11 protein-coding genes are annotated in these 21,722 nt (G+C 45.1%); all 11 read right to left on the minus strand.

Going from position 1 to position 21,722, the window contains the following annotated elements:
• Positions 1 to 14 precede the first annotated feature (14 nt).
• Positions 15 to 1,826 carry a hypothetical protein gene (locus VB073_RS09785; protein WP_323403981.1) on the minus strand — a complete coding sequence of 604 codons (1,812 nt, stop codon included), beginning with the start codon at positions 1,824 to 1,826 and terminating at the stop codon, positions 15 to 17.
• An 8-nt stretch (positions 1,827 to 1,834) separates the two neighbouring features.
• Complete coding sequence (locus VB073_RS09790; protein ID WP_323403982.1) at positions 1,835 to 3,736, minus strand: glycoside hydrolase family 127 protein; 1,902 nt, start codon at positions 3,734 to 3,736, stop codon at positions 1,835 to 1,837.
• Between the two features lie 13 nt (positions 3,737 to 3,749).
• Entirely contained in the window at positions 3,750 to 5,891 is a 2,142-nt protein-coding gene (locus tag VB073_RS09795) for a DUF5722 domain-containing protein (protein ID WP_323403983.1), read from the minus strand.
• Positions 5,892 to 5,898: 7 nt separating this feature from the next.
• The gene (locus tag VB073_RS09800; RefSeq protein ID WP_323403984.1) at positions 5,899 to 7,878 is read right to left on the minus strand and encodes a hypothetical protein; all 1,980 of its coding nucleotides are present in this window, start codon (positions 7,876 to 7,878) and stop codon (positions 5,899 to 5,901) included.
• A 22-nt stretch (positions 7,879 to 7,900) separates the two neighbouring features.
• Positions 7,901 to 9,445, minus strand: coding sequence for a beta-galactosidase (locus VB073_RS09805; protein ID WP_323403985.1), 1,545 nt, complete (start codon positions 9,443 to 9,445; stop codon positions 7,901 to 7,903).
• An 11-nt stretch (positions 9,446 to 9,456) separates the two neighbouring features.
• Positions 9,457 to 11,448, minus strand: coding sequence for a glycoside hydrolase family 127 protein (locus VB073_RS09810; protein ID WP_323403986.1), 1,992 nt, complete (start codon positions 11,446 to 11,448; stop codon positions 9,457 to 9,459).
• A 23-nt stretch (positions 11,449 to 11,471) separates the two neighbouring features.
• Complete coding sequence (locus VB073_RS09815; protein ID WP_323403987.1) at positions 11,472 to 12,968, minus strand: CotH kinase family protein; 1,497 nt, start codon at positions 12,966 to 12,968, stop codon at positions 11,472 to 11,474.
• A gap of 30 nt (positions 12,969 to 12,998) precedes the next feature.
• Entirely contained in the window at positions 12,999 to 14,807 is a 1,809-nt protein-coding gene (locus tag VB073_RS09820) for a hypothetical protein (RefSeq protein WP_323403988.1), read from the minus strand.
• Positions 14,808 to 14,908: 101 nt separating this feature from the next.
• Positions 14,909 to 16,312, minus strand: a complete 1,404-nt coding sequence (locus VB073_RS09825; protein WP_323403989.1) for a discoidin domain-containing protein — start codon at positions 16,310 to 16,312, stop codon at positions 14,909 to 14,911.
• A 26-nt stretch (positions 16,313 to 16,338) separates the two neighbouring features.
• Positions 16,339 to 18,564: a RagB/SusD family nutrient uptake outer membrane protein gene (locus tag VB073_RS09830; protein WP_323403990.1), complete on the minus strand. Its 2,226-nt coding sequence runs from the start codon at positions 18,562 to 18,564 to the stop codon at positions 16,339 to 16,341.
• A gap of 12 nt (positions 18,565 to 18,576) precedes the next feature.
• The gene (locus VB073_RS09835) at positions 18,577 to 21,696 is read right to left on the minus strand and encodes a SusC/RagA family TonB-linked outer membrane protein (RefSeq protein ID WP_323403991.1); all 3,120 of its coding nucleotides are present in this window, start codon (positions 21,694 to 21,696) and stop codon (positions 18,577 to 18,579) included.
• Positions 21,697 to 21,722: the final 26 nt, after the last annotated feature.

Raw genomic sequence — 21,722 nt, forward strand, 5'->3', positions numbered from 1 at the left:
CAAAAACTGTGCTTTTATTCGGAATATACGAAGTTGAATCTGCCTCCCGGTGCAGTATCACCGTTCACATAAAAATCCATGATGTTGCCGTTTTCCTGCATATTGTCGTTCCATTTGAACTCGAAGTTGAGCGGCTTTCCAGAATGGTTGAACGTCTTCCTGTCAATCTTTATTTCCAGGATGTTGTTTTTCACCACATAGGATGATCTTTTCAGCTCTTCCCATTCCCATCTGTTTCCGATATTCTTTTCGATAATCACTTCTTTTCCTGTGGGATTCTTCCGGTTTATGATATAGTCGTACCCATTCCAGCCGGTCGATTTATCCCTGTCGATATAGATAAAAAGAAGCATCCAGTTCGGCTCTTTTGGTGAGGTAAGCTTTTCAGCGGTCTCCACGTAGAAATAGATGAATTGGTCATCCTGGGCTACTTTAGCCTTGACAATATCGTTGCGACCGGTAGTGTTGGTATAGTAGTTGTTATTCCTCCCTATATGGTCGCGGTGGAAGGTATTGCCTTTGTAGTGATTGTATTCTGGTGTCACATTGTCCCACTGGCCGGATTTGCCCAGTTTGATGGTTTTCGCTGCTGAAGTTTTTACCGGAGGAGTCATTCCCTTGAATTTTCTCACGTTGTCCACCAGTTGATAGTAATAGACATCGCCTTTATCCCCCCATCCTTTATTGGGCTCTATGTCCCTGCTGCGTTTCCAGTCGAACTGGTCGACGAAAGAGAAAGGATCACCAGTCCATCCGTGTTTCGGGAGCCATTGCCCTGCAATATACTCATTCCATCCGGTGACAAACACCAACTCGGGATCTACTTCAAGAGCGCGATCCCACTGTTCCTGAAAGTTCCAACCATAGAGGTAACCATCCACCCTGGGGTCGAACCCGTTCCGTTGAGAGAAATCGCGTCCCTGTGATCCCGGGAGATTGAATGCACTGCAATGGCCTTTGGTCTCCGGCGCCGCATTTTGAGCTACTCCCACCGACATCTGTTCGAAACCTCCTTTTTGATCGGGTATATATCCATGTTGAGGATAGTTCTCAAGCCATGCCCACTGGTCATTCCTCTGGGGACCATCTACATAATCGGGTTGTCCGGGACGGAAGGTGAAAAAGTTTGCAATTTCGAGGTCTTCGGCACTTTCGGTTAAATTATCGGGATAAGCCATAATTCCCGGCTTCCCTTTCCAGTTGAACCAGAGATTCTTGTATCTCCCCGGTTTATAAACATCCCGGTAAAGTTGCCTGAGGGAGACCAGCGAATGAGGAGCTGGTCCAAAGGGGAGCATAAAGGCTATTTTGGGGACCTTCACTCCGTCTTTTTGTGCCTGATCCCATGTCTTCATCAACGCCTCGTACGATTCCACCCAGGTGAGGCTTCCGTTGGTACAGTCGAAGAAAACCACATCTACTTTCGCATCGGCGAGCATTTCCGCATGTTTTCTCAACACCCAGGGATCGGTTGTCTTATAATAACCCAATAAAGGTTGTTCCCAGTAAAAGAATCCCGGCTTTGCTTTTCCCCATGCAGGATGGTTATAATCTTTCATCGCTTCGGGATGTTTCCTGACGATCTCGGTGATATTTTTTACTGTCGTAGTGGTGTCGTCATTACCCTGGTGCCAGGTCCAGTAGAACATTGCCACATATTTATCCCTTTTATCTCCGGCATCGGAATATTCCTTTACTTTTCTCTCCAGGGCATCAGTCGCCGACCATTGGTCACTATCTACCACCTGTGCTGTGACAAACTGGCTTGAGATGAATAAGAGAGCAATAAAAATCAGATTTTTTTGTGTTGTCTGTAGTGAGTGCATAGCTTGATTTATTTTATTTGTTCTTTTATCGGGAGCCAGGTACAAACATGTTTCCCATTATTCCAGTTATCGACGGATGCATAATCAATCATCGTGATCGATTCTCCTCCTTCCACGGGGACGGAAAACTGGAGTTTGATATTGTTATTGACAGGTTCTTTCTGTATGGCTTCGATATACCCGTTTTCAATATGGAGCTTTACCGGTTCATGATAATGGCTATCCATATTCTCGTCTCTTGCCAATACAATTGGTCCATAGACTACAGCCTGGAAGTTATCACCGGCACGGTTGCTTCCACGGGGAGCATCCAGTACCCTGCATCTCATATCCAGTGTAAGGTTCACCTTGTCGGAGGCTTTCCACTTGCGGTTGATCTCCGCATAGCTGCCGGGGACGACCTCGATCTTTTCGTTGTTGACGCTCAGGTCTGTTGTTTCACTCCATTCGGGGATTCTGAATCGGATCGTGAAGATTTCATCTTTCTCCAGGTCGATGTTGAACCTGATATTGCCGGAGACAGGATAGGTTGTTTCAATGGTGATGGTACCAGATCGTTTCCCTGGCGTTTCAAATTCAAAACGACCCTTGTTATAGAGATTAATCACCGGCCCTTCATCAGAATTCATTACCGCTACGTAGGGGATATAAGCTAACCCCATAGGACCATTCAGATTACAACAGGTTACGTGCATATGATCAAAGTGCCAACCCCATCCGTGATCATTTACTTTTGTGCCGTTCAACAGATTCACATAGCTGAAACCATCCCCTGTGGGCTTCATAGCTCCGATCAACCCGTTATAGGCATATTTCTCTATATAGTCTGCAACGGAGGGATCACCGGTGAGGCGCAGGAGCTGACTGCACAGTTTCATCCAGGTGACGCCCACACAGGTCTCCATCATGCGGCTAATATCGGGGTTGGTTTGTTCCAGTGCCGTATTTCCCCACGCTTCACCCGCCACATAAGGATGATAGGGCTGGTCTGACCCTCCATTTCCAATGATGGTGATCTCTTTGGTACTGATGTTGTTGAACATATTCAGCAACATCTTTTTGTACTTGTCGTCTCCGGTCACCCGGTAATATTCCACCAGTCCTTCAAAGAGCGACATCATCTCATAAGCTTTGGGATAATGTCCGGCCATCAGGTAAGGATCCACATTGTTTAATGCGTTTTCGAAGAGATTATAATGTTTGGTGCCACCTGCTTCAATGATATAGGTGGCGAAATCGAGAAAACGCTGTTCACCTGTCCATTTGTATAGTCTCATAAATGGTTCCAGCAGTGTACTGGACTCAATATGACACGGTTCGTGGCCAATATTGGTAGCGCTCCATCCCACATCAATTATCTCAGTCTTGGGGGCGGGGCCAATGATGGAGATGATATTATCGGCTTGTTTGACCAGTGCTTCCAGCACTTTCGAATCGGGATTCACCCACTCATAATATTCCTCCAATCCCAGCATCACATACTTGCGCTCCCACAATTCACTCTCTTCCGGCTGTTTCTCAATATCGACACAACTGATACTGCCGTTTTCCCGTTGGGTAGAGAGCAAGTCTGTGACCGTTTCATCCATGATCTGCTTTAGTTCAGGATCATTCGTGTAACGGTAAAACATGCTACCGGAACGGACTGCTTTTCCCCACATCTCTCCCAATGCAAACTGAGGCCTGCCGTTTCGGAAGAAATCGACAAACCGGTCATAAGGAAGCTCTCCTTTATTCCAGTGGTTGATGGAGTTCTGGATGTATTCCTCAAAGAAACCATCCAGTTTTACGGCTCCTGCTGGCAGCGGATAGATCTTATCTTCTATAATTACCTTGTTTTTCTGTTCGTTACACGACAGAAGAATGAGGAAAATAAAACTAAAGGTAAGTCTGATGATTATCTTTTTCATTTGAATATATGTTTTACGGTGAAACAAGATGCATAATGTCATTCCAGTGAGTAATCCCTATAATTGACTTGTAGGGCTCAAAAACTTCGTCTTCCTTGTCAGTCCCGGCAGCCTGATAGGCATACCATACCGGCTTGGGTCCTCCCGGATCGGTGGTGTCGTCGGGGAATCGCCTCAACCCGATCCGTAGCCCGTATTCCACCCTGTTATCAATCCAGTTATGCCATTGGATAGCGTCGATACCATCCAGCCTTGTCAGTTTTTTCCAGGCATAGGCAAAACCGGCTGCCTGTTCTATCAGATCCTTGGTTTCGTAGGTTCTGGAGTTGGTCCCGTTTTCGGAGAGCCACAGCGTCCTCTTGACAGATCCCTTATAGCAATTTTCCGGTTTTTTGATCCAATGATCAATCACTTCCAGGTTTTTGAATGTTACCAATGCGCTATTGGGACTAAAAGTAGCTTTTCCATCCATCCACGTCTTGGGTTCGTTCAGATCCTGCGGATAGGGGTGATAAGCCACTCCCCATTGAAAATCCCCCTCAAGGTTACTGAATTGCTGTAAAGCAGTCAGCATCTCCCTGGACGAATAGAGTTCGACCGGTTCTACCCATGAATGGGTGAATGAACCCATTACCTCGCTGTGTTCATCATACTGCCGGGTGATATTATGACAGATCCTCATGGACCTGAGGTAAGTATCCAGATAGTTCAACATAGGCTTCCTACCCATATTGGTCCAGGTGAGTCCCGCATCCACTTCATTATGCATGATCCATTTGTGTATTCTACCGTACGCGTTATCCACCCGGTTATAACGGGAGGCAAGAAAATCGAGTGCGGCTGCATAACAATTCACTCCCTCATCCGTAGTCATGTTGGGCATGGTATAAATACCTTCCGATGTGAAATCGGGATGCTGTAGTATTTTCCCGATGGCAGGATCAGCACACTCCGTTGCTTTCTGCACCAAAATGATTGCCGCTACCACGATCTTTTTTGAAATGGCCAGTTTCAATGCTTCATCTATATGTTTGAGATAATCGGTGGACATGTAATAGGTTTTTCCCCCGTATGTATGGGGAACCCTATTAGCGCCGGGAGTGGTGTAGATCATTCCGGTGACGAGGATATTGACAGTGATGCTGGTAATTCCGAGTTCATCGAGATCGCCCACATATTGATTCATGAAAAATCCGCCCAACCCTTTTTTGCTTGTTAAAATACCCCGAGGCATGGATTGTTTGGGTTCAATGATATCTGCATACCGGGCGTGTGAATCGATCGATTCTTTGTTGTTGCCTTCTTTGACGATCATCCATCTGGAAAGTAAACGGTCATATTGCAGACTGTTCTTATTGATGATCCGTGGCAGGGTGATCCGGAACGACTTGCTGTCGAGCGGGATCTTATTTTTGAAAAGGGTGGTGGTAACCAGTGTGTCGTTCGGGAAAATTTCACACAGGCTATACTTTCCTTCTCCGTTGTATTCCCCGGTGACGGTAATTTCAGATGCACTTACCCTTACCTCGGTAATAGGAGAAGAAAAACGCTTTTTCAGGTACGCATCCAACGCTTTTTCGATCGCTTCGTCTTTCTTGATCCTGGCTTCTTCTTCTTCAAAAATCTTTTTTTCCGACTGATTCATAGACCTGAAATAGATATTTCGGATCTCGATATCGATTCCACTTTTTGTGCCGAAATCAACTCTGATGAAATCACTCTGTTTCCCCCACGAGAAATCTTTTCTCGCTTTTGCCAGATTCACAGAGTAATTTTTCCATGCAGATGCCTGCGACATCGCATTGCCGAAAACAGAGCGACTCTCACTGATGGAAGGGCCGAAGAAGATCTGAAACTTGTCGATACCTTCCGAACTTTTGTACTCAAATGTCAATACAACCGAATCCTGATGCAGTGCTTTCGATATACCCTCGGTCGTGATATAGGGATCTTCCCCCGTAGTTCTGATGGAATAACTGTTTTTCTCATTTTGTGATATGGTTAGTTGATTGGCTGAGTTGAGTTTGAACTTCAGATATTCGGTGGTAGCCGGTTTGACAATAATCGGAGGTTTGATCTCCGGCTCTTCTTTCTTACATGACAGGAGGATCATTGATAACATGATGATCTTTATAAAAAAAATCTTCTTGTACATAATTAGATTATATATCTGTTCCATAATTTAAAGAGTATAAGATGATTGCGTCGATATTGATAGCGCTTTCCCAGGGTCTGTAATTACATCCCATGGGAACACCATTGTGATAATACTCAACCCAGGCACCGGTTTCATCCACCACTGACATCATATCAGCTACTATTTTACCCGCCAGTTTATCCCTGCTCTTTGTTAATGCGTACAGGAAAAAACCATATTCATATCCAATGGTGATGTTTGAGTCTTCACGGGAAGAGACTTGTCCTTTCCGTAGATAATTCTCTTTAATCAGTGAAAGGTTATGTTTCAATATCTCTGTTGAAATCAATTTTGAGTCAAAGTATTCCGGGGTTAGGGCCAATGATGGAAGAAAATAGACTTTTCTTTCAATCCGGGGCAGGGTTAATCCTTCTGCAATACATTTAGGACAGAGATAATTGCCATTTTCATCTTTGCGAGTTTCGACTACACCATGCGATCCTGCACAAAAACCATGTCTAAATGCGGGCATCTCCTCAATTGTCATCCGGGAGGGGTTATTGGCCATGATCTGATTATTGGAGATGAAATTATTATGAAAAGCGGCTTTGGTACTTTCAATAACAGCCCTGTTACTTTTTATTGCTGCGGCATTCCACAACTGGTTCTCCTCAATAAAGGAGAGCAGATTACTACCTGACTCTATAAAGAGAAGTGTTGCTTCAGCGGAACCATCGTTAAGCGTACTTCGCGGTAGGATACCTCCTGCCACATAGGTCTCATCACCATTGAAGGGTAGCATTCCTTTGACAAGATTTTTTTTCTGAACCAACCATGCCCATTCCAGCATAGGAAAAATATCTCTTACGAAAGCAGTATCCTTTGTTTTCTTCAGGTAATCAAAAGCCTGAATGATCAGATATCCGGTGATTTCCACTTCGTCATTTTCGTGTTGATGAAAGATGCCGGGAACTCCAATAGCCTGTGCGTTGCGTATATATCCGAAATCTTTCCAGATGTTCCAGTAGAAGTGTAAGATTTTCCGTGCCTCTTCAAAATATCCCATGGCAAGAAATCCCCTGGAAACACCATATTGATCCCTTACATAACCTAAATGGTAGGCATGTCCGGCTATTACAGCGCCTTGTGTTGCCTGTTGCGTTTTCAATATGATGGCAACATTATCTATCTGGTCGATAATCTCTTTTCTATTGGTAAGATCATTCGGAATCAATTTTTCAAAATCATACCTTCTTTTGGTATATTCAAGCCAATAATCTTTTGTCCTGTTGAAGAGTGACGCTACAGGATTATCCATTACCAGATGGATGTTTTCTTCACATTCATGAAACGATGCTCCTCCCATAAGGAAAATTTCACTTTTACCGGGTGTGATATGGAGAGAATAGCCTCTGTTCTCTTTTTTTACCAATGTTGCATTCCCTTTGGTCAGGATATGTTGGAATTGTTCATAAGGGTAGGGATAATTTCCATAAATGTATAACCCTCTGTCATTATAGATCAGGAGAGAGGAGGATTCTTCGGTTTGGGAAGTGTGAAAATTTTCAACAATGGTAATTTTTGTATCTTCAACGATGTTAAGATCCACAGAGAATTCTGCATGACAATTCACTGTCCTCACAAAAACAGCAGCCTGGCTATCTACAAAATCGGTAAACTCAGCTATTATTTCCCCGTCTTTATAGATGTAATGTTGCCAGATAGCGGTGCCTCTCATTCTTGAACTCACTGTGGAGTCGTTGCCGGTTATCATTAATTGGAGATAGGAAGGAGAACTGTAACCTGGCCCGAAAATACTTTCAATATTGGCTCCTTGTCCGAATGCACAATAATTCCCGTTTCCCATACAGTGCCGCTGTGTGGGGGTTCTACCGGTAATGGTAGTGGGCAGGAGTAATCCTAAGAAAAAGATAATTATCCATCCGGTATCTCCGAAACAATGATTTAAAACCCGGTCAATTTTATGTAGATGAAAATTTCTCATGTACTCTTTAGTCTAATTTGGTTTATACATTTGATACATAGTCCTCTAAGACGATTGATCCTATTTTATACCGTTTATGTCCGTCATGCCCGGTATAAGGAAGTTCGTAAACAGGTGTTCCATCCGATTTCCCTACTGAGAGAAACAGGTCATAGATCCCCGGCTTGCATGTACGGAAAAAAATGCCTTTGTTATCCCGGTGTGCAGGTGCTATCACAAAAGTAGAAGTCAGTGACTGGGAGGTGATATTTCCGGGCGATGCAACTGGCAGATTTTTCAGGTTGAAAGAAGTATCGGTCAATACGGAAACAATCCCTCCCTTTTCATCCTTCAGGGTAAAACAAGGATAGCCGCCATCATAACAGGGCGCCACCCCGGCATTAGCCCACTTACTCTGGATCGTGAAAGATTCTCCTTTCCTGACTGTGGTAGGCCAGATGATTTCCGGCGCCTGCAGACGGTAACCGATGCGCCTGTTTATTCGTGCAATAATCTCCTTGTTTGCCTCATAAAAAACATCGGGCCACCAGTGAATGGAGAGAAATGATGCATGATAGTCTTCTACGGCTTTGACCAACAGTTCCTCGTCCCATGCTCCTCTATCTACCGATCCGCCATAGTGTTCATGCTCCAATACCACCGGGAGGGTAGGCCAGAAAAGTTGCGCCATCTCACTATGATACCAGTTGTTGGGACGGGGTTGTACCAGGATACTGTCGTCATGGATGGTGACGCCCTTCGAAAAAGCATAGTCGGTGATCGGGAACCGTTCACCCCGCACATTGTGTCCTACATAGTCATCTGAAATGCAAAGAGTGCTGTTTTTAAAATGACGGCGATAAAGGTCGATCATCCTTTTCTGTGTCTCGAATCCCCATGAATGACCATGTTTGGGAGTGGTCAGTTCGGTGTGGCCTTCGCCCCACATGCCGTAGTGACCGATAAAGATATAGGCAATATTTGGATTGTTGTCATATCTCTCGGCAAGTATGCGTACGAAATTCTCCACTTTTTCCAGAAAAACAGGATCATCATATTCCGGCTCAAGATAACCATCCACTTCATAATATTTCGCGCCGGCATCATATACCCATCGGGGAGTTCCCGAGCCCATCCAGTTTTCGGTAGCCGTGATGCAGAGGGCTACTTGTCCGCCGTGGTCGACCCATCGTTGCGCGGGAGTATCGAGTATTTCCCACATAAAACTGTTCTCTTCCGGCTCAATAAATGCCCAGGGGATACGTAGGAAAATAGTATTCATTCCTGGGAAATAGCGTACCGTATCGGAGGGTTCCAGCTTCGAGCCGTAGTTCTGATAAAGATTCGAGTAGAAATAGGTGACCCATCCCATGCCCGGATTGATCAATGCCTGTCCGTGGTCATCCGGTGTGGCACGATGGGTATCGGTAGGAAGAGATTTATTATGGGGGGAGACCATAGCTTTACCCGTTGTTTGAATCTTTCCGGTTTCCAGTGTTAAGCCCAACAGGTTGGAGTGAAAGCCTGTAGCTAATCCGGCTGTGGCGATACCAAAAGTCTTGAAAAATTGTCTTCGGCCTGTACTCATATTCTACCTCCTTACTTTTTCTTAAATTCAGGAATAGTGGGACGTGGTGAATTGTCCGTTACATTGATTGACCATCCCAGATTATTGATGTAGAGATGACGGAAGTCGAATGGCTGCGGAATCCATACCCTGAATAGGTTCCCTTCCTTCCAACTGTTTCCTGCGGAAGCATAATCACACATCGGGAGTTCGTGCCGTTCTCCGGCTTCATCCAGAAGCGGAACCTGGAAAGTCATCCATATCTCTTTTACCGGAGGAGTGGAGACAAGTGACACATCGATGGAATTGTCCTCGTTTTTCATAAACGAGTAGCGGTACATTGGTGGTGCTTCAACGCCATGACGAAAAGGAACCAGCCTGGAATCGAAGGCTAATACAATAGGGCCTCTCTGGATCGCTGCATCGGGTACACCGGATGGTGCATCCACGACATAGCTCTTCATATCAAAACTGATTTCAATCCGGTCTTTATCCGACCATTCTCTTTCAATTACGGCATAGGACCCTGATAGCACCTTTTTGTCAAATATCTCACCGTTGACCTTGATAACTGTTTTTTTGCTCCACGCGGGAATACGAAGATCAATGGAGAATTTTTCTTTTTTGGGAATGATTACCGTAATCACTGTCTCACCGTCCAAAGGGTATGCCGTAGTCATATCCAACATGAACGACTGTTGTCGTGGTGTTTGCAATTCAGCTTTCATCGGGGCATACAAATTAATAGCGATACCGACGGAAGACGACATAACCGCCCACGACGGGGTCAGAAGCATACCTCTGGGTCCATTGGCAACACAACAACTCATTCCTACATCCCCGAATTGCTGATGGCTGGGGACCCGTTCGCCCATTAAACCGGTGTAATAAGACCACCATTCTCCCTTGGGTGTCTGTGACGCCATCAGAGCATTGTAAAGGCTGATCTCAAGTTGATCGGCATATTTACTGTCACCACTCAGCCGCAGCATCTGGTAGAGAAATTTCATCCAGGTGACCGTTACACAGGTCTCCAATCCCTGGTACATCGGATCATGCTGGCGCATCTTGCCGTTACACCAAATCTCAGCTATCGATCCTGATCCCACGAGCATGATTTCATCGCGAATAACGGATTCGACCAACAATCGGGATGCATTAAGATAATTCCTGTTACCGGTGATACGGTACATTTCACACAATCCCTCGAAACACGACATCATCTCATATGCTTTGGGAGCACCGCTCATTTTCCACAGGGGAGTCTGATTCAATGCTTCGCGCACAAGCCTGATCCCGGTAGGTGTCAATTTGTTGGGACTATCCCAGAGTCGGATAATATATTCTCCAAAATCGAGATATTTTTGCTTTCCTGTTCTTTGATAGAGTAGGGCTATCGGTTCCAAAACCGAACTGGAGGCGAGCCCTTTCCATCCAATCCATCCTGTTTCGGCCAGGTTTACTCCACTTTCCGGACCTGCTTCCATGATCAAATGGTCTGCGACCTGTTCGGCTACATGGAGTATTGACTCATCCTTGATCTGATCGTAATAGGCGATCAATCCCAATAGTACGTATTTTCGTCCCCAAATATCCCAATCTTTCAAATGATGTTCAACAGGGTAGGTGCCGATATATCCGTCTTGCGACTGCGTCCGGATCAATTCTTTCATAGCCTTCTCGATCACATCATGATGCTCGCATGTGGGACTGTATCCGTATCCGAGCATGGCAGAAGTGAACCATTTACCCCAGAATTCACATCGGAATCCCCAATGTTCGTCATTCCTGAGTTGAAAAGGAGCCACCAGCCTTTCAATATCATGAGCCATCACCCTGTTGTTGATGCAGAGATCCATTTTTTCACCCACATAGCCCCCTATATGTAATGATCCGTAAGGTGCAGGAGCAAGCTTGTCATTGACCTTTAGCCTGTTTGTGCCAGCACTATTCTGTCCATCGACAGAGATAACCGAAACGGTATAGGCAAAGAGAAATAATAAATATTGAACTATTTTATTCATGACGCTATTCCTTTTCTGATAGTCTAAAAATTCGATATTTCGTTATTAAGCCAATTCATATGGTTGATGAAAAAGGTGCGGTCACATTCCACTTCTTTTTCGTAAGAACCCATTGGAATACCACCTACACTTACGCGGATATTCATGATATCCCATCTTCTGAAATTTAGTTGCTGTGATTTCTCCAACATTGCCGCTGTTTCGTCGATGTATCTGAGAATGTCATCAGTGATGTTGATGGTTTGCCACATCTGTTTCACTTTTGCTTTGAACTGGGGATCTTGTAAGAGCCGGTCATAATAGAATCCATTTGAATTCCATACATAATAATTTGCCGGTCTTGGTCGGGCGCCTTCATACCATCCAATGCCGATAGACCACTCAAAGTCCCATACGGGCCCCATCTTCACTTTCGAATCACCCATGTCATCCTTGGTCAGATAGACATTCGTATCCATATTGGCCAAAATATTCTGAAAAATAAACCATCGCACAAAACTGGGAACATCTATATAGCGGGCATATCCATTCATAGGATCATTGAAGGTGGATGAATTCAATACATCTTCAAATTCATTCATATACTCTTTGATATATTCCCACTGTTGGGTAGTCAGGTCTTCCTCCGGATCGGGGTTTTTAAAAGAATAACCATATCCCATGGAGGTAACAAAATAATTGGGCTCCTGCAAATAATAGCCATCCTTTTCAAAAATATATCCTTTCTTGGGGATATCTACGCGGTTACTACCTTGTTTGATGCCTTCCACCAGTTGGTAATTGCCCATATAGTCACCGTTCAGGAACACATCTACAAAACGATCCTCTACGGTGTAGGGAAAATTCATCAGCCTGCTTAACCTGAACGCGATGGCTGATCGTAATAATGTTTTGTCGCAATAGTTGGCCAGCAGCACCCAATCTTTATCCTCTTTCATCCCCAGGATACCGGCTTTTTCGTCCAACTTGAGCTTGTAGGGTTTCTTTTCGTAGGTCCAGGTAGCATTACCACGCCCCTTGATGCGTAAACTGTGTTCAGAGACTTTCTTACCCTTCTCCTTGATGACCATGGTGGCTTTTACATAATTCTCTTTTGAATCCACAGGCTTGTGTTCTTCGGTCTCTATATACACAGCCGGCAATCCTGTATCGACCAGGTCTCCGTCGAACGAGAAATTGAAGATGGCGCTGCGTCCCCTGGCGGTAACGGTAGCCTTGGTGGTGCCTCTTTTGAGATTATCTGCCGACCAGTTAATCTTGAAGCCGGTGATCGGTTTTTTTGTCCCGTCGGTATATACTTCCGATACCTCTATCCCTGTAAAGTCAGGATCCTCTCCCAGTAAAAAAGTAGTTCTATCGGGCAATTTTGTGATTTCAATATCTACAAAAATCTTCTCAACGGGGGGATCCTCTTTCTCGCAGGAGGAGAAAACGAAAATAAAGCCTAGCAGGATTGTAAGGGAGAAAAGTATCCTGTACTGCTGCACTTCTATTTTGGTTTTATTATGTAAATTGCTCATCAGATTTCTTTGTTGAATGAATCATCATCTTTATTTTTCTTTATAGACAAAATTATATCTTCCGGCGGGGGCAACATCCCCGGAGAGATAAAAGTCCATGATATCACCTGCCTCTTGAATATTATCGGCCCATTTAAATTCAAAATTAAGCTTTTTATTCGTGAGTGCAAGGGCTGATCTTGGAATAGATATTTCCATCCGTTTCCCGGATACTTTATAGGTTGCCTCACCACATTTTTCCCATTTCCATCCACCTTTATTTTTTTCGATGACGATGGTTGTCTCAGTGGGATTAATCCTGTTTAATACAAAATCGTATCCTTCCCAACCTGTTTCTCTCTCCCGGTCTGTGTCGATAAAAAGCCACATCCAGCCTGAATCTTTGCTTGATGTGATATTTGTCGCCGTTTCAATCAGGAAATAGAGATTATCTTTGTCCCGGGTCACACGTGACACTACGAAATCATTGCGTCCGGTTGTATTGGTAAATTGTATCCCGAGCCATCCCGGATGATTACGGTGCAGTGTGTTTCCGGGAGGGGTATGGTAGATGGGTTTTACTTTCTCCCACTCATCTGTTCTTCCATCGATGGTAACTGTCAGTTCGTCCGATGGGGGTTCTAACTTTCCAACTCCTTTATAGCGCCGAATATTTGCCGCCAACTGATAATAGTATGCGTCTCCGTGGCCTCCTTTCATTGGTTCGATGTCGCGGCTCTTTTCCTGACTGAATTCATCAGGAAAAGCATTATATTGTTGATTCCACATTTCATAGCGACCGGCAATCCATTCATTCCATCCTGTTACAAATACGAACTGAGGATCCAATTTCAGTGCTCTGTCCCATTGTTCCTGAAAATTATAACCATAATTGACGGCATCAATCCCGGTTATCTGTCCGGAGTGATTGGTATAACTTCTACCAAACGAATTAGGAGCATTCATAGCGGTCAACCCTCTTTCGGCAGACCAGTTTTGTGCAACACCTACCGGTACCTGTTCGTAACCGGTACTTCTTTGTGCATAGCCGTGTTGTGGATAAATCTCCAGCCATCCCCATTGATCGTCCCGTATAGGACCACTGTTATAGGTTGCCTGACCCGGACGGAATGTAAAATAATTCTTGATCTCTTCGGAGAGATTGTCCGGATATGCCATGATAAGTGGCTTGCCTTTCCACATGAAAAAGAGATCTTTATACTTGGCGGGCTTATACAGATCCCTGTAAATTTCTTCGATTGCCTCCTTACTTCCTTGTGAAGGACCAAAGGCAAGCAAAAAAGCGATTTGAGGAGCATTTATCCCGTCTTTCTTCGCTTCGGAGAATACGTCGCACAATGCCATATAAGACTCTTTCCATGTGAAGTTTCCATTGGTACAATCGAAAATAATGACATCCACGCCAGCCAACGCGAGTAATTCCGCATGTTTACGTAATACCCAACGGTCTGTATTAAGGTAATAACCATATAATGGTTCTCCCCAAAAGTAGCTGTTGGCATCTTTTGGCCAGGCCGGGTGGTTAAAATCATCGATTGCGTCGGGATGCTCACTGAGGATATGGGTTACATTATATGCAGTGCGTTTGCCGTAATTTGATTGTTGCGTATGCCAGGTCCAATAAAAAAGACCTACATATTTTCTCTCCCTTGGATTACCCGCCTCTTCCCACGAAGGTAAGGTGCGATTGAGTGCATCGGTTGCGGTTATATTGTTATAGATTACATTTTCTGTCTCAGGATCCACTCCAGGTTTGGGCTGTGGGTCAATGGGATCATCTACGGGTTTACAAGCCGATAATAACGGTATGATACCGAGTAGCATTATAATAATTTTCATCTCTGGAATATTCGTTTTTATTGGTCTCTGATCAGTAGAAAGTGACAAAAAAGTAAGGGAGGATAAGATTTCTTTCCCTCCCCCTTACTTTTATTGAACAATTAATAGGTAGTAATTTCTCCGAAGTAGGTCCAAGGATTTGAACCCCATGTGGCTTTAATTTCAACCTTCAGATAACGACCTGGTGTGGGATTTGTCGTCTTGTAATCCAACTCTTTGGTATAATCGTTCGACATTTCCTTCACTTCAAGGACCTGTGTCCAGGTTTCGTTGTCGGCACTGACGGAGAAGATCACATGCTTGGGTTCCATGCCGTGGTCGTCCTGTCTTTGCCAGATCAGGAATCCTTTGATGGCGGGCCTGTTCTTCTGCATGTCCACGATAAACCATTGCGGCATTCCATTGAGAGCAGCATTGAAAGGATCACTGTGCCAAGTGGTATTTTTATTTCCATCGAAAATAAGGCTTACCGCCCAATCGGCATTCCACTGTGAACGGTAATCAATCACTTTCCAGGTGTTCTTTTCCCAGTCGTAATCACCGGTCGGCCTTTCACCTGCCCAGGTTGATACCTCCGACACATAGGTATAGGGTGCGTTGGCCCAGTTGGATTGGATGGTCACTTTGAAATAGCGGGCAATTACTTTCTCCGGTAATTCGAGTACCTGCAACAGGGTTGAATTCGGCAATTCGGGAACATCCAGCACCTCTGTCCATTCTTTTCCATCCATACTGGTTTCGAACAGAACATGTTTAGGCACAGCGGGACCGTCCTGCCTGTTCACCCAGGTGAAACCTTCAATTAATTTATATCCGTTCATATTGACGGCAAACCATTGCGGCATTCCACTCAAATCGGTGTGCCAATAGGAGTTCCGCTCGCCATCCCATACACTTTCCACAGGGAAGATGGGTTGCCATACAGAGGAGGCATCCAGTACTTCCCACTTTTCTTCCAATGGCAGGGTTTCTACGTTCCCCTTGATAATATAATAGACCGTTTTAAACTCTTCACTGACCGGTATCTTTCCTTCTGTCGCCGATTGAATGGTTACAGGCAGGAGGTATTCATTCACGAAATTGGCCATCTGAGTTTTTATGGTCACGTTCAACTGGTCGGAGACCCTGGTGCCATCGGTGATGGTCAGGGTAGTCTTATCCAGTGTTACCGCCCCCGCCGGAAGAGCGAGGTACGATGTATTATGCTCGGTATTATAAGCCGATACCAACGAATTATCCACAGCTACTTGTGCAATAATCTCACCCTGGTTATAATTTGTTGTACCGCCATAGGAGATGGAGAGCGGGAATGTTGCGTTTTTGTCCAGATCAACCGTTTTGGTAATTGGGTTGTCTGCGGCTCCTGACAAGGAGATATACATAAACTTTTCCAATTCAATTACCTGAGGATAGGGATCGCTGCAAGAGTTGAAAACAAACATTGCCAGGTTGAAAATACAGATTCCCATTATGGCACTTAGTGTTAACGCGATTTTATTCTTCATATGATTATAACGTTTATGTCAATTAATTAATTCCATCCCGGATTTTGCCAGTCACTACCGGTATGGCTAAACATCTTGTCAATTTCTGTTTGCGGTATAGGATAAAAATAGAGTTTCTCTTTATATGAATCCCGTTCAAAACTTATACGTTGATATTTGAAGTTGTCCTCTCCTTCTTTTGTTATCCTCATTCCCGTAACATAACGTTCAGATTGTTCCATGATCTTCCATCTGCGAACATCAAAATAGCGGTGCCCTTCGTAGGCCAGTTCAACGCGACGTTCGTTCCTGTAGCGTTTCTCAAATTCTTCTTTTGATAATCCGGCCGGTAGATCAGGCATACCCACCCTGCGTCGGATCGCGTTTACCGCATCGCGTGCACTCATCGAGAGTCCATTCCCTATATTGACCGCTGTTTCCGGATTACCGGTAGACTGATAGGCAGCTTCGGCGAAATTGAGATACATTTCTGCCAGACGGAACATACGGATCTCACCGTCAGCATTGTTATCCCGTCCCGATTTCCAGTTATTGTATTTCCTCAGGTAGTAACCTGTAAAGGTTGCCCTCCGGTTGGTGGTTGAGATACCGTCAAGACCACCTACAAAACTTTCGCATGGAGCAGCAGGTACTGATTCTACACGTACATTAATCTCCATATCTTTCACCTGTACGATATTTCCGGCATCGGAACCGACGTCAAACCTGAGCCGGTGGCCCGGTTTTCCCCATTGCCACCATCCATTGTCACGATAAGAGGTGATATCGAGTTCAAAATCAGCCCATTCGTTGGTTTTGTTGAAAACCACATTCTCCGGTGTGGATTGACCTCCTGCCGCATTGGGTTGCCCGAAGAAGAACTGGGCATTGGTGATATTGTTATTGCTCTTGTATTTCATCCTGATAATGATTGAACCGCTGGCAGCATCAATATCTTTACCCAGAGCGGAGGTGTACAGGTATGGATCCCCTCCCGTTGTTTCAATCGTGTATTCATCATTTTCGCTTTTGGTTACTTTAACGTTGTTTCCCGAGAGATCGAGGCCCAGCGGGAAGTGATCGTCTCTTGCCAAACCGCCGGTAGCACCTAAGTCGCGGGTTGCTCCATTGAAGTAGATGGTGGCGTAGAAACGAGGATCACGGCCTTCATAAGGATTTTCGGGATCATACCCTGAAGTGGTGTTGATGATCGGCTGCAAGTGTTGTGGATCGGAGTAACCACTGATGGGGGCCAATCCGGTAGCCTGCATCTCGTAACAGTCCACTAATTCCTGAGTGGGACATGCTCCGGCTGTGGTTTGTCCCGGAGTGGAAGGCATACCGTGGCTTCCCCAAATATTTACTCTGTTTCCGGGATAGATGGTCTCCTTATCACGGGCGCGCTGTTCATCATGCGGGGTGATGAAATAGAGCTCGTACAGGTTTTGCGCTGAATTCTCTGTTGGTTCTTCATTCCACAATTTATAGTCATTGGCCAGCAGACTGGATAATGCGTTCCCTGTTATCTGGGCTGCGTCGTTCCAGGTATAAGTACCGTCCGAATGAAGGGGACTGACAGCATAAAGAATTGCCTGGGAACGGATTGCCTGCACGATGGCTCTGTTCATGATATAATTCTCATTCATTCTCACAGTCCAGGAGAATCCTAGGTTTGAAATCGGAGCACTCATTGCTGCATCGCAATCATCAAGGATTTGTTTGACCACTGTAGAAACCGGTGTGCGCACATCCTTACTGAAATCGTGTGTTATTTCGTAGGATTTGGTAATTAACGGTACCGCGCCATAACGTTTGATCAGCTGCAGATAGTAAAGCGCTCTCAATGCATGTGCCTGCGCCTTCCACGATGAAAGTTCCTCTTCGAGTGAAGCCAGTTGCTCGGCATTGACTCCCTCCATCCTTTCAAGGAAGATGTTGCATTTTCTGATTGCCTGATAGATACCACTCCAGGGTTGACCGTCCACATTCCGGTAAGTGGAGGCTGAAAAAGCGTCCACATACCAGAGAGATGCTAAAGACCCCTGGAAAACCATCTCCGAACTTTGTGACTCGTCAGTAAGCATTGCCAGGTTAATGTCAGGCATGATCCTTGCTCCATAGCAGGCATTGAGGTAACCTCTCACGCCGTTTCTCGTAGCAAATAACTCATCGAGTGAGGAGCGACCGTCATATTCAAGCTCTAACGCATCATTACATGAAACATTTAATATGAGCGTTATGCAGGCGATTAATATTTGAAAATATTTCTTCATTACCTTCCAATTTTAAAAATTAATACTCAATCCGACATTGTACAAGCGGTACACCGGTATTCCTTCAATACCTCCCGAGAAATGTCCTTCCGGTCCATACACATCATGTTTCAGCTTGTCCCAGGTGAAGAGATTCTGTCCACTGAAATACAATCTCATCCCTTTGAAAAGATCAAAAGTGTAACCAATCTCGAGATTCTTTAAACGGAGATAGGACTTGTCTTCAAGGAAGAAATTGCTGGGTTCGTGATTGGAATTTTTCTTTGCCGATAAGGCCGGATATTTGATTTCTTCTCCGTTGGCATAACGCTCCGCTGTCCAGGCCGACTTGTGCCATTCAGTGTAAACGCCTTCAAAAGAATACTCTGTCCGTCCCAGTGTCTGGTCAATCTTCCAGTAATCTGAAATCCCCTGGAAAAGTACGCTCATGTCGAAATTTTTATATTTGAACCCTCCGTTGAAAGCATAGAAGAAGTGGGGCAACGCTCCGTGTCCGAGAGGAGCGCGGTCTTTATCATTGATTTTCCCGTCAGCATTCAGGTCATAATACTTCAGATATCCGGGAGAAGGAGTACCGATTTCGTATACAAGACCACTGTTGTCTATCTCCTCCTGGCTATTGAAATATCCGTTTCCATTACTTTTGTCAACGATATAACCCCATTCCTGTCCTACCGGATAGCCTTCCTGTCGGATGGGATAGGCGAAATCGCCTGCCCTTTGACTCTCATCCCAGAAAATAACCTTGTTCTTATTATGTGCGAGCCATCCTCCAAGATTAATATTCAAGTCGCGTGTAACATCTTTGTTGAAGCCGAGGGAAACCTCATATCCTTTGTTTTCAAATATACCGACATTTGTTCTTGGATAGTTTCCCAACGGTACTCCCTGATATTCGGGGGTTTTGGATGTGGCGCTTGTCACACCGTTTTCTGTCCTTTCGCGATAGAGATCGAAAGAGAGGGAGAAATTATTCAGCAGGGTGAGGTCAATTCCGTAGTTCTTTTTAGTGATGATTTCCGGATCAAGAAACGGATTGGCAACCTGTCCTTCATTCACATTATGTCCTCCCAGGAACCCAAATCCACCCCCCGTCAGCGTAACGTTGTCGAGATAGACATAGCGGCCTACACCCCGGTCGTTGCCGGTTTTACCCCATGAAGCACGAAATTTGAGGAAAGTCAGCACTGGATTGTCTTTGAGGAAAGCTTCATTGGTTGGTACCCAACCTGCGGAAATCGCGGGGAATGCAGTAAACCGATTTTGACGTGAATATTGCTCCGATCCGGAATAACCCAGATCAGCCCGTACCAGATAACGATCGTCATAACCATAGCTGATACCGATACCAGAGTTGGATCGTTTATAAGGTAATCCTCCTCCCGATTTATTCAACTCCTGATAGAAACTGTATGCCATGGCATTGATATCGTGCACACCGTTGAAACGACGTTGATAGTTCAGCAAACCCTTGTAATTCAGGTTATAGTAGAAGCTGGCAGTACCCCGTTGTATCAATGGAGTATTGACTTGGGTACTGTATTTCTGGAATTCCAATGCTTCATAGTCTTGAGTACGGATCCACTGTTCATAGGTCCTGTTGGTGAACAACCCTTTCACAGCGTTGGTCTGATAGCCGTAACTACCACTGATACTCAATCCTGGCATAATGAAGTCGAGATCCAGCTTCGGCAGGAACTGTGCATAGATATTGGTTACCGTGTATTGGTCAAAACCGAGGCGGTTGATCAGTGCCCATGATGTGATGGGCTCTGTTTCGGTGACCACTACTTCGCCTCCGGTGATCTCCCCTGTCTCGGGATCCTGTACCAGTGGAGTGGTAGGGCCATACACATATGGAGGAAGGGTGAAGAAACGATACCATATCCTGTTGGCGAAACCATCCCAACTACCTCCGTGACTGACTTCCACCGAGTGGCCACCGGGAGTTCTTTCCCTCTTGATATTTCCACTCAGGTTGAGCCCGAAAGAGAAATATTTGGAGAGCTTGACATCTACGTTCGACCGGATATTGGCCCAGATAAACTGGTTATTCGGGTTATACTGGGTCAGAGCGGGATCTACTTTCCACATCCCATCCTGGTGCAACACGTTGACATTCGTATAGAAAACGGCCCTGTCGTTGCCTCCTGTCAGATTCACGTTGACCCGGCTCATCTGGGTTATGTCTTTCGCATTCATTGCTCTCCAGTTATTATTGGGAAAACGGTCCGTATTTTCACCCGAGAGAAATCCCTCGACAGCTTCCTTACTGAAATAGGGCTTACTGTTGGGATCGTCGTTGAATCCGGCCTGGTTGCGTAACTGCACAAAATCGGCGGAGTTGATAAACGGCGGGGTGGTTGTCCTTTGCTCGAAGGTGTGGTTCACCGTGACATCAATCTTGATGGGTTGTTTGATACCCCGTTTGGTGGTAATGACAATTACCCCGTTGGCGCTCTGAATACCGTATAATGCCTGAGCGGAAGCGTCTTTCAATATATTGATGGATTCCACTTCATTGGCAGTGATATATTCAAATAGCTGGTTGGCATTGTAATCGTAAGGAAAACCGTCGATCACGATCATTGCCGTACCCCCGTTGGGTGATGAATAACCCCTTACCCATAATTCCGTGTTTGTGCGTGCAGGTTCGGAGTAGGTCTCACGCGTAAGAAGTCCCGGTAAGCGTCCTGCCAGTGACATGGAGAGATTGCCTACGGGCGATCGTTCCAACTCTTTTCCGGTTACCCTGGATATCGAACCGGTTACTTCACCTTTACGTTGCGTATAATTGCCGAGAAAGACTTTTTCATCGAGGTCGAATGTTTCGGCCCGGGTCAATATTACATCCTGCGTTTCATCATATATTTCGTTTACTTTGAGGTTATAGGAAACATAGCCCGGAAAGGAAAACGTAAGGAATGTACTTTCATCGGTGATCGCGATATTCCAATTTCCCTTATGGTCGGAAATCGTAACGTCCTTGCCATTTTCAGAGGTGACCAAAACTCCTTGCATAGTGTGACCCTGTTCGTTTTTCACTGTCCCGATCACTTGAGCATTCACCGAGAAAGCCCATAACAGCATGCAAGCAAATACCAATAGAGATCTTTTAATTGAATTATTCATAGATAGATCTATTTTTTAAATTAAAA

The organism is Proteiniphilum sp., assembly GCF_034927365.1.
Taxonomy (GTDB): domain Bacteria; phylum Bacteroidota; class Bacteroidia; order Bacteroidales; family Dysgonomonadaceae; genus Proteiniphilum.

What these genes read in the sequence shown, in the direction of transcription:
- VB073_RS09785 (WP_323403981.1), bottom strand. Translation starts at nt 1,826, where the DNA reads ATGCACTCACTACAGACAACACAAAAAAATCTGATTTTTATTGCTCTC.
- VB073_RS09790 (WP_323403982.1), bottom strand. Translation starts at nt 3,736, where the DNA reads ATGAAAAAGATAATCATCAGACTTACCTTTAGTTTTATTTTCCTCATT.
- VB073_RS09795 (WP_323403983.1), bottom strand. Translation starts at nt 5,891, where the DNA reads ATGTACAAGAAGATTTTTTTTATAAAGATCATCATGTTATCAATGATC.
- VB073_RS09800 (WP_323403984.1), bottom strand. Translation starts at nt 7,878, where the DNA reads ATGAGAAATTTTCATCTACATAAAATTGACCGGGTTTTAAATCATTGT.
- VB073_RS09805 (WP_323403985.1), bottom strand. Translation starts at nt 9,445, where the DNA reads ATGAGTACAGGCCGAAGACAATTTTTCAAGACTTTTGGTATCGCCACA.
- VB073_RS09810 (WP_323403986.1), bottom strand. Translation starts at nt 11,448, where the DNA reads ATGAATAAAATAGTTCAATATTTATTATTTCTCTTTGCCTATACCGTT.
- VB073_RS09815 (WP_323403987.1), bottom strand. Translation starts at nt 12,968, where the DNA reads ATGAGCAATTTACATAATAAAACCAAAATAGAAGTGCAGCAGTACAGG.
- VB073_RS09820 (WP_323403988.1), bottom strand. Translation starts at nt 14,807, where the DNA reads ATGAAAATTATTATAATGCTACTCGGTATCATACCGTTATTATCGGCT.
- VB073_RS09825 (WP_323403989.1), bottom strand. Translation starts at nt 16,312, where the DNA reads ATGAAGAATAAAATCGCGTTAACACTAAGTGCCATAATGGGAATCTGT.
- VB073_RS09830 (WP_323403990.1), bottom strand. Translation starts at nt 18,564, where the DNA reads ATGAAGAAATATTTTCAAATATTAATCGCCTGCATAACGCTCATATTA.
- VB073_RS09835 (WP_323403991.1), bottom strand. Translation starts at nt 21,696, where the DNA reads ATGAATAATTCAATTAAAAGATCTCTATTGGTATTTGCTTGCATGCTG.